At 74.9% G+C, this 10,259-nt stretch carries 6 protein-coding genes; 5 read left to right on the top strand and 1 reads right to left on the bottom strand.

Annotated features, from left to right (window positions below):
- Window positions 1-272: 272 nt before the first annotated feature.
- Complete coding sequence (locus ACWGL3_RS27885) at window positions 273-1,481, top strand: hypothetical protein (RefSeq protein WP_267949455.1); 1,209 nt, start codon at window positions 273-275, stop codon at window positions 1,479-1,481.
- Between the two features lie 76 nt (window positions 1,482-1,557).
- Window positions 1,558-3,666, top strand: a complete 2,109-nt coding sequence (locus ACWGL3_RS27880; RefSeq protein WP_378552565.1) for an FUSC family protein — start codon at window positions 1,558-1,560, stop codon at window positions 3,664-3,666.
- A 69-nt stretch (window positions 3,667-3,735) separates the two neighbouring features.
- On the opposite strand, the gene ACWGL3_RS27875 is transcribed toward ACWGL3_RS27880, so the two are convergent.
- The gene (locus tag ACWGL3_RS27875) at window positions 3,736-4,389 is read right to left on the bottom strand and encodes a cyclase family protein (RefSeq protein ID WP_452461970.1); all 654 of its coding nucleotides are present in this window, start codon (window positions 4,387-4,389) and stop codon (window positions 3,736-3,738) included.
- 251 nt (window positions 4,390-4,640) lie between these two features.
- Between ACWGL3_RS27875 and ACWGL3_RS27870 the strand changes: the two genes are divergently transcribed.
- The 3 genes from ACWGL3_RS27870 to ACWGL3_RS27860 all read left to right on the top strand — a co-directional run bounded on the left by ACWGL3_RS27870 (window position 4,641) and on the right by ACWGL3_RS27860 (window position 10,221).
- Complete coding sequence (locus ACWGL3_RS27870) at window positions 4,641-5,324, top strand: lysophospholipid acyltransferase family protein (RefSeq protein WP_267950348.1); 684 nt, start codon at window positions 4,641-4,643, stop codon at window positions 5,322-5,324.
- 292 nt (window positions 5,325-5,616) lie between these two features.
- Window positions 5,617-6,963 (top strand): FAD-dependent oxidoreductase, encoded by a 1,347-nt coding sequence (locus ACWGL3_RS27865; RefSeq protein WP_267950347.1) that lies wholly within the window; start codon window positions 5,617-5,619, stop codon window positions 6,961-6,963.
- A gap of 381 nt (window positions 6,964-7,344) precedes the next feature.
- Window positions 7,345-10,221 carry a penicillin-binding transpeptidase domain-containing protein gene (locus ACWGL3_RS27860; protein WP_452461969.1) on the top strand — a complete coding sequence of 959 codons (2,877 nt, stop codon included), beginning with the start codon at window positions 7,345-7,347 and terminating at the stop codon, window positions 10,219-10,221.
- Window positions 10,222-10,259 lie beyond the last annotated feature (38 nt).

The following is a 10,259-nucleotide window of genomic DNA, read 5'->3' as shown; positions in this document are numbered from 1 at the left end:
GGGCCCGGACGGCGCCCCGGCAGGCGCCCCCGCCGCGCCCCGCACCGATCCTGTCCGGTGCGGGGCGCGGCGCCTTTCACCCCGGGCAGCGCGGTCCCGTCCGGCTCCTCGGGACCGATGACGCCGACGCGCCGCCCCACGCCCCCGCGGGAAGCTTGCCCGGCAGGGGCGGGGCCGCGGGCACGGGGCCGCCCCGCGGGCCCGAACCCCTCACGTCGCGGGAGGGCGACACACCCCGGCGGCGGGCGGCGGCGAACCGCTACGCTCACCCCGTGGCCACCTCCGACTCCAACACCTGCAACTTCCCCGGCTGCGACCGGCCGGTGCCCCGCGCGTCCTCCCCCGGACGTCCTTCCCAGTACTGCGGACTGCCGGAGCACACCCGGTGGCGCGCCTGGAAGGAACGCCAGCGCCAGGCCCAGGAGGCCGAGCGCCAGGAGGAGGCGGCGCGGGCCGCCCAGGAGCCGGCGCCCGGAGCCTCCCCGGCGCCGGGCGCAGAGCCCGTCACCGCCGCGCGCCTGCGCGCGGACGACCTCCTCACCCGGTTCGCCGTGCAGAGCGAGCAGCTCACCGCCACCCTTCGGGCCGCGACCGAGGCCTTCTCCACCATGACCGATCCGGCCGCCGCCGAGGCCCAGGTGGAGGCGGCCCGCCTCGCGGGCGCGCGGCACGCCGCGGAGGCCGACGGGGCCCGGCTGGAGGCGGAGAACCGCCGGCGTGAGGCCGAGACCGCGCGCCGGGTCGCGGAGGACGCGGCCGCCGCCGCCGTGGCCGCCGCCCAGGAGGCCGAGCGGATGGCCGACGAGGCCCTGTCCGCCCGGGACGCCGCCCTGGAGGAGCGCGACCGGCACGAGGCCGCGGCACGCGCCGCCGCCGTCGAGCGCGACGCCGCCACCGCGGAGGCCAACGCCGGGCTGGCCTCGGCCGAGCGCCGGATCGCCGGGATCACCGCCCGGGCGGCGGAGGAGCTCGACCGCGAGCGCGCCGACGCCGCGCGGCGGGTGCAGCACGCCAGGGCCGAGGCGGAGGGGCTGCGCGCCGAGACCGCGGAGCACGCGCGCCGCCGGGACGAGGCGGTCCTGGCGGCGGAGAGCGCCCTGGCCCGCGCGGAGCGCGCCGAGGCGCAGGCGCACCGGTCGGCCGAGGAGCTGTCCGCCGAGCGGGAGCGGTTCGGCGCCGAGCTGGCCCGCGCCCAGGAGCGGCTGGAGTCCGACCGCGCGGCCGCGGCGGCCGAGCGCGAGCGCCTGGCGGCCGAACTCGACCGGCTCACGGCCGACCGCGAGCGCCTGGCCGCGGAACTCGACTCCCAGCGCCGCAACGCCGAACTGACCCTCGCGGAGTCCAGGGAGGCCGCCGCTGCCCGCCTCTCCCTGGCGGAGGAGGCCCGCGACAGGGCGGTGGAGCGGGCCGAGCGGGCGGAGGCGGAGCGCGACGAGGCTGTCGCCTCGGCCGCCACTGCGGTACAACAGTCGTCCAAGTAGTCACCTAAGTACCGGTTCATCCCGGTCTAGGATGGAAGCCGTGCGAGATCTGGGAACCACAGGAGACACCGGGCCGATGAACCTGGGCGGTTCCCACGCCTCCGACGACGGTCCCGGTGCGGACGCGGACAAGGGGCCCCGGCGGGCCCAGGTCGGAGAGCGCCCCCGCCCCCGCGTGGACCTGAAGGCCGTCTTCGGCCTGGAGGCCGGGGCGTGGGCGTGGACCACCGCGGCCCAGGCCACCATCGCGATGACGGTGTCGTTCGCCCTGGCCGCCCTCGTCTTCGGCCCGCAGATCGGCACCCTGGCCGCCCTGGGGTCCATGACCGTCCTGTACGAGAAGAAGACCCCCTACGCCTACCGCTCCGCCGCCCTCGCCCTGGTGGGCCTGGGCTTCGTCGCCGCCGTCGCGGTCAACTCCATGGCCGCGTCCCTGTCCCCGTGGGCGGCGGTGGCCTCCATCGGCCTGACCGCCGGGGTCGCCACCTGGGTCTGCGCGGCCTGGCGGGTCGACAAGCCCGGGCCGATGTTCTTCGTGCTGGTCGCCACCATCTCCACGATCGCCCCCGGGACCCTGGCCGACGTGCCCCTGCACGCACTGGTCGCGGCCCTGGGCGCGGCGGTCGGGTGGGCCGTCTCCATGTCGGGGGCGCCCCTGCGCGCCCGGCACCCCGAGTACCAGGCGGTGGCCGCGGCCTTCCGCGCGCTGGGCTCCCTGCTGCGCTCCGTGGGGACCCCGGACCTGGACCACGCCCAGCACAAGGCGTCGACGACCCTCGCGGACGCCTGGCGCATCGTCCTGCTGGGGCAGACCCGCGGCTACCGCACCACGGCCGAGGCCGCCCGGCTGCGCGCCCTGCTCCGGTGGGTGTCCGACATCCACCTGGCCGCGACGCAGGTGTGCATGGCGCGCCCCTCCCCGCTTCCGGAGGAGGTCGCGGAGTACGCCGACGCCCTGGCCCTGGCCGTGGCCGACCCCGGCCGGGCCCCGGACCCCGACTCCCTGGACGAACTGCGCCGGGGCATGCGCCCGCGCTCGCTGGAGGCCAGGCTCTACTCGCTGCTCTCCCGGGCCGCGCACTCGGCCCGGCGGGCGAGCCAGGACGAGGAGGACGACGAGCGCACGGAGACACTGCACGACGAGCGCTACCCCGCGCTGTGGGGCGCCCTGCGCTCCAGCCTGAGCGGGGACTCGCTCATCCGCCCGACCGCGCTGCGCATGTGGGTGACGGTCACCGCGGCGGGGGTGTTCGGCCTGTGGCTGGGCCTGGACCACTACTACTGGGTGGCGCTGACCACGACGGCGGTCCTCCAGGCCGGAAACGTCGTGCTGACGATGAACCGCTCGGTGCAGCGCTCGCTGGGCACCCTGCTGGGCGTGGTCGTCGGCGCCGGGCTGCTGATGCTCGACCTGCCGCTGGCGGCGGTCATCGTGCTGGCCGGGGTGCTCCAGGGGGCCACGCAGCTGGTGGTGGGGCGCAACTTCCTCTACGCCTCGGTGCTGCTGACCCCGATGGCGCTGCTGCTGTCCTACACGGCCTCGCCGCACCCCATCACCGCGCTGGCCGAGTCGCGGATCATCGACACCGTGGTGGGGTCCGCGTTCGGCATGGCGGGCTCGCTGCTCCTGTGGCGCAAGGCGTCGGCGACCCGGCTGCCGCAGGCCATCGCGGGCGTTCTGGCGACCACCCGCCAGTGCATGCTGGCGGTGCTGGACCAGGAGGTGGAGATCGGCCCCGGGCGCCGTTACCGGCTCCGGCGCGACATGCGCGCGGCCCTGGTGAGCCTGCGCGGCGTGTACGAGAGCGCCATCGGCGACGTCCCGCGCGCCGCCTCGACCCGGCCGCTGTGGCCCGTGGTCGTGGCCACCCAGCGCATCGGCTACCTCGCCCTGGCGGCGCTGGCGCAGGACCGCAAGCCCGAACCGGTGGGCGTCATCACGCTCCAGAGGGTGGACCTGGCCTTCGGGGAGCTGATCTCGGCGATAGAGGAGCGCCGCACGCCGCGGCTGGGCGCGCTGCCGAGGCTGGCCGCCTACCCCCGGATCAACATGGAGCTGCGGGCGCTGTCCAACTCGATGACCAGCGCCGTCGCCCAGGACGAGCGCGCCGCCCAGCAGGAGGTCGAGCGGCGGGCCCAGCGGGAGCGCAACCGGGCCCAGAAGGACGTGGACGCCGACCTGTGACCCCGGGCTCCGGGGCGCCGGCGCGGACGCGTACGGGGGGCGCGGTCCCCGGCACGCGTCCGACGGCGGTCAGTCGGTGAGGGCGAAGGCCCGCACGGGGAAGGCCGCCATCCCGCGGACCTTGGGGGGCGCCGCGAAGAAGGTGAACCCCTCCTCGGGGAGCTGGTCGAGCAGGCACAGGTGCGAGACGACGGGGATCCCCGCGGCGAGGAGGACGGCCAGCGCGGGCCTCGCCCCCTCCGAGGCGGGCGAGGTGTCGTCCACGCCGACCGAGTCGATGCCCACCAGGACGGCCCCGGCCTCCACGAGGGCCTTGGCAGCGGTCTCGGTCAGGCGCGGGTGGTCGAAACGGCCGTAGGCCTCGGTCCGCCAGTGCCTGTCCCACCCCGTGCGCACGAGCACCGCGCGACCGCGCAGGTCGAGGCCTCCGAAGGCCTCCGGGCCGATCTCGGGGGACGACGCGGCGGTGACGACCGTGCCGGGGAGGCCGGCCACGCGTGCCAGGTCCAGGTCGGCGAGGTCGGCGCCGTCGCGGTAGCGGTGGGCGGGCATCTCGACGTAGGTGCCCGTGGCCCCCACCATCGTGACGCGGCCGCTGCTGTCGCCGTGGCCGGGCACTGCGCCGGGGACGGAGACCCCCTCCCGGACGACCGGCCGGGGGACGCCCGGGCTGGTGGTCATCCCGTCGGTGATCTGGTGGCTGACGTCGACCAGTTTCGGCATGGCTGTTCTTCCTCGCTTCACGAGCGCGTCCGGATGCTGGGCCCCCGACCTGCGCCAGAGGTCTAGACCATCAGCGTAGCGCGTGTGACCCACGGCACGGCAGTGTCCGAGGGAACAGTCCCGACCGCGCCTCGGCCCCGCCTCCCGCTCCGGACCCCCGCTAGGCTCGAGGGCGCGCGGACCATCGGGAGCCCTCGGTAAGTCCGTACACCCCACGGACCCACCACCCACCGAGAAGAGGCGACCTCATGGTGTCACTTTACGCAGCCGCCAAGGCCGTCATCGCGCCGGCCACCCGCGTGGTGTGGCCGCAGCGCGTGGAGGGCGCGGCCCACGTCCCCCCGAAGGGGCCGGTGATCCTGGCCTCGAACCACCTCGCGCTGATCGACCCGCTCTTCATCGGCGTGGCCTGCCGCAGGCCGGTCCGCTTCATCGCCAAGCAGGAGCTCTTCGACGAGGGCACCCTGCCCCGGCGCCTCTTCGCCCGCGCCCTGCGCGCCATCGGCCAGCTGTCGGTGGACCGGCGCCCCGGCGAGAGCGCTCAGGAGGCCATGGACAACAGCCTGGCCGTCCTGGAGGGCGGGGAGGTCTTCGGCATCTTCCCCGAGGGCACGCGCTCCCCCGACGGGCGCCTGTACAAGGGACAGACGGGGCTGGCGTGGCTGGCGCTGACCACGGGCGCGCCCGTGGTCCCGGTGGCCCTGACCGGCACCGAGCGCATCCTGCCCCCGGGCCGCAGGGTCCCCTCCCTCAACCGCGTGGGGGTGCGCTTCGGCGAGCCGGTGGACCTGTCGCCCTGGAAGGACAAGGCCCACAAGGCGCGTCCGCGCCGGGAGGCGACGGACGCCGTCATGGACGCCATCGCCAAGCTCTCCGGCCAGGAGCAGGTACCGAGGTTCGCCTCGTCGGTCAAGGCCGAGCTCGAACAGGGGTGACTTTCCCCACAGGCACACGGGGGCTGATTCGCCCGTGACGGGGCGTTGACCCCTGATTGAGGACCACGGGCGACATCCGCGGAACGCCGCGGACCCCGCCCCCACCAGGGGCGCCCGCCCGCAGGGCAGCGCCGGACCCCTTCCACGCCCCTGGGGGCGGGAGCGGAATTGTCTACCATTATAGTAGGTTTTCCCGGTGCCAACACCGGATAGATTAGGCAAGCCTTACCTTTTGATGGCGTCCGACTCTGGCGCGAAGACTTGGAGCTGTGCGATGACGCGACCACTGCGAGTGGGAATCGTGGGTGCGGGGCCTGCGGGGATCTACGCCGCGGACCTGCTCACCAAGGACGAGACCCTGTCCGCGTGCGGCACGTCCGTCAGCATCGACATCCTCGACAAGCTGCCCGCCCCCTACGGTCTGGTCCGCTACGGCGTCGCACCGGACCACCCCCGGATCAAGCAGATCCAGGGGGCCCTCCACAAGATCCTCGACAAGCCGGAGATCACCTTCTACGGCAACGTCGAGTACGGCGTGGACCTCAAGCTGGAGGACCTGCGCCGCCACTACGACGCGGTCGTCTTCTCCACCGGCAGCGACCGCGACCGGCCGCTGGACATCCCCGGCGTGGACCTGCCCGGGAGCCACGGCGCCGCCGACTTCGTCTTCTGGTACGACTCCCACCCCGACGTCCCGCCCTCCTGGCACGTCGAGGGCACCAGCGTCGCCGTGATCGGCGCGGGCAACGTCGCCGTCGACGTCGCGCGCATCCTCGCCAAGAGCGCGGACGACCTGCTGGACACCGACATCACCGACAACGTGTACGAGGGGCTGCGCGCCAAGCAGATCACCGACGTCCACGTGTTCGCCCGCCGCGGCATCGCCCAGTGCAAGGCCACGCCGATGGAGCTGCGCGAGCTCGACAAGCAGCCCGGCGTCGAGGTCATCGTGTACCCCGAGGACTTCGACATGGACGAGGGCAGCCTCCGCTCCTGCGAGGAGTCCAACCAGGTCAAGACCAACGTCAAGGTCCTCCAGAACTGGGCGATCCGCGACCCGCGCGGCGCCGAGCGCCGCCTGCACCTGCACTTCCTGCACAGCCCCGTGGAGATCCTCGGCGAGGACCGGGTCACCGGCTTCCGCACCGAGCGCATGGAGCTGGACGGCGAAGGCGGCGTCCGCGGGACCGGCGAGTACGTCGACCACGAGGTCCAGGCCGTCTACCGGGCCATCGGCTACCTGGGGTCGCCCCTGGCCGACCTGCCCTTCGACGAGGAGCGCGGTGTCGTCCCCAACACGGGCGGCCGCGTCCTGGACCTGGACGAGAACCACATCGACGGCGTCTACGCCACGGGGTGGATCAAGCGCGGTCCCGTGGGCCTCATCGGCCACACCAAGGGCGACGCCCTGGAGACGGTCACCAACCTGGTGGCCGACCGCGAGTCCTTCACCCCCGCCGCCGAGCCCGACCCGGTCGCCTTCCGGTCCCTGCTGGAGGAGCGCGGCGTGGACTACACCACCTGGGAGGGCTGGCAGCGGATCGAGGCCCGCGAGGAGGAGCTGGGCGCCGAGCGCGGCCGCAAGCGCCTCAAGCTGCGCTCCCGCGAGGAACAGACCAGCATCGCACGCCAGGCCTGACAGGGCGTGTGAGCTTCCCCGGCCGGTCCCGCGCCCCTCTGCGGGACCGGCCGCACCCCCTTCCCGCACAGGTCGGGTTCCCACCGTGAGATTGCGCATGTGCGATCGCCGCCCCGTACCGGAACAACGGCGTCGGCTGATGGGTTAGAGTCACTGTTGGTCGGTGTGGTAGCAAGTGTCCCCCGGGCCTCAACTATTGCCTTCGCGGAATACCGCGTCCGGCCCCGCCCTCGGGCGGGTGACCGTACGGCCAGGAGCCCCGTTGTGCCCCGCGCCGAGAGGCGACCGCCATGCCGACCTTCATCCTCGTGCCCCGCTCCCACCGAGGTGGGAGCGGGGCATCGTGGTATCTCCAGGCAACGTAGCGAAGGACGGTCAGGCGTGGACGAACGGTCCCCCCGGCAGCCGGATTCCTCCGGGCCGCCCGAACAGTCGGACGAGACCCCGGTAGGCGATTCGCGCCCCGAGAACCCCTACCGCATCCCCCGGCGGCCCCAACCGCCGAGCCCGGCCGAGAGCGGGGGGTTCGGTTACGAGCACCCCCGTCCGGCGGACCCGGCGTCCTCCGGCGAACCGGAGCCCGCCGCTCCGGCCCAGCCGTGGGAACCGCAGCGGGGACGGCACGGACACCCGGAGGAGGACGACTCCTTCGAGCGTTCGGCATCGACGTGGGACAACCCCTACAGGGAGTCCGCGGACCGGGACTCGCCCCCGGCCGGGGCTGCGTCCTCCGGGTGGGACTCCCCCCGGCACGGCGAACCCTCCGCGCAGCCGTGGAGCGCCGCCGACGCGGACGCGCGCCCCCGCGACCCCTGGGACGCCCCCTCCGCCGAGACCCCCGCCCCGAGCGCACGGGACACCCCCTCCGACCCAGACCGGCCCCGCAGCTGGGACGCCCCCGCCGGCGGCTCCCCCGCCCCGGACGCAGGGGACAACCCCCCGGGCGGGGAGCCCTCCACCGAGTCCTGGAGCGACACCGCCCGGACCTGGAGCGCCGCCGACGCGGACGCGCGCCCCCGCGACTCCTGGGACGCCCCCTCCGGCGAGACCCCCGCCCCGGACGCATGGGACGCCCCCTCGGGGAGGACCCCCTCCGACGAGTCGTGGAACCCCCCCGTCGCGGACGCGAGGCCCGACGACTCCTGGGACACCCCCTACCCCGCCGCCCAGGGCCCCTCCGGCGACTGGAACGCCTCCCGCGAGCCCAGCGGCCCCCAGCCCGCGCACGACTCGTGGCAGGAGCCGCAGGCGGAGTCCGGGCCGGGCCCGGACGGCCGCGGCGGCACGTGGGGCGACGACCCCTACCGGAGCCCCGGCGAGCCGGGGCGGGAGACCCGTCCCGCGGCGCAGGGCGCCCCGGACGACCGGTACGACGGCTGGGACGACGACCCCTACCGGGGGCAGCCCGTCCACCAGGGCGACACCCCCTATCCGGGGAGCGAGCCCCACCGCGACGACGCGGAGAACCGCGCGGCGGCGGGCCCGGCGTCCGGCCAGGGCTTCGAGTACCTGTACAACGGCGGCTCGGGCCCGGGCGGCCCGGAGGGACCCGAGGGGCCCGACGACGCCTACGACCCCGGCCCGCCCCCGCCCCGCAAGTCGCGGCGCGGCCTGCTCATCGGCATCGTCTCCGCGGTGGTGGTGCTGGCGCTCGTCGGCGGCGGCGTGTCCTGGTACGTGCTGACCATGCCCCAGCCCGAGGAGGCCACCGCCGAGTACCAGGCCTCCTGGGAGGCGCAGGACCACGAGCGCCTGGCCGCCGTGACCAGGGGCGACGATGCCGCCGAGATCCTCGGCGGCATCGACGCGGGCCTGGGCGTCGACTCCATCGAGGTGGAGGTCGGCACGCCCACGACCGACGGCGGCACCGGCAGCGCGCCCTACGAGGTCACCATGTCGCTGACCAACGCCGACGACTGGGGGTGGGAGGGGGAGCTCCCCCTCATCCGCGAGGACGGCGCGTGGTGGATCGACTTCTCGCCCGAGGTCGCCTACCCCGGACTCGGCGAGGGCCAGGTCCTGGCCCGCACCGCGGTGTGGGGCGAGCGGGGGCAGGTCCTCGCCGCGGACGGCACCCCCCTGGAGGGCGCCGCGATCTCCGGCTCGCTCCAGATGATCGCGGGCTCCCTGGGGGAGGCCACCGAGGAGGACCTCGAACGCCTCGGCCCCGCCTACAGCGTCGGCGACACGGTGGGCCTCGGCGGCCTCCAGCTCACCTACGAGGAGCAGCTGGCCGGCGAGGCGGCGACCACCATCCTGATGGTGGACGCCGCACAGGCCGAGGACCCCGCCTCGCTGGAGGCGACCGAGGAGAACACGGTCGCCACCCTGGACGGGTCCGACGGACAGGACATCACCACCAGCATCGACATGGGGATCCAGAACGCGGCGTCGAGCGCCATCATCGACTCCGACGACCCCGCGGGCCTGGTCGCGGTCCGGCCCTCGACCGGGGAGATCCTGGCCGCGGTGAACGTGCCCGGCGGGTTCAACCGGGCCTTCGAGGGCCAGTACCCTCCCGGCTCGTCGTTCAAGATCGTCACCTACAGCGCCCTCCTGGACAACGGGATGGGCATGGACGCCTCCCTGGACTGCCCCGAGGAGTACGACCTGGGCGGCTGGCCGTTCCGCAACGCCGGCGGGGCCGAGTACGGCGCCCAGTCGGTGACCGAGGCGTTCGCGACCTCCTGCAACACGGCCCTCGTGGAGCGGGTCGGCGCGCAGCTCAGCGGCGAGACCCTCCAGGCCAGCGCCGAGCAGTTCGGCATGAACGCCCCGCTGGACATCGGCGTCCCCGCCTTCGAGCCGTCCTTCCCGCCGGTGGACAGCAGCACCATGCTGGGCGCGCAGAGCATCGGCCAGGGCCAGATCCTCACCTCGCCGCTGCACATGGCGACGGTGCCCGCCGCCGTCGCCGACGGTTCCTGGCGCCACCCGGTGCTGGTGACCGAGCCCGCCGCCACCGAGCTGCCCGAGCCGCGGCCGATCGCCAACGCGGAGGCGCTGCGGGGGATGATGCGGGCGGTCGTCACCGACGGCACGGCCGAGAACGTCCCGTTCCAGGGCGAGGTGTTCGGCAAGACCGGCACCGCCGAGTACGGGACCGCCGAGGACGCAGACGAGAACGATGAGCTCCCCAGCCACGCGTGGATGGTGGGGTACAAGGGCGACGTGGCGTTCGCCGTGGTGGTCGACGGGGGCGGCGGCGGTTCGGCCGTGGCCGCGCCCCTGGCCGCCGCGTTCACCAACGCCCTCTGACGGGAACGGCAACGGGCGGGCACCCACCGGTCGGTGGG

The organism is Nocardiopsis sp. NPDC055824 (genome assembly GCF_053616335.1).
Note: the sequence above shows the minus strand (reverse complement) of the source record. Positions and strands in the feature narration are given on the sequence as shown.

Excerpts from the sequence above, each read along its gene's own strand:
- ACWGL3_RS27880 (WP_378552565.1), top strand. The coding sequence starts at position 1,558 with ATGAACCTGGGCGGTTCCCACGCCTCCGACGACGGTCCCGGTGCGGAC.
- ACWGL3_RS27875 (WP_452461970.1), bottom strand. The coding sequence starts at position 4,389 with ATGCCGAAACTGGTCGACGTCAGCCACCAGATCACCGACGGGATGACC.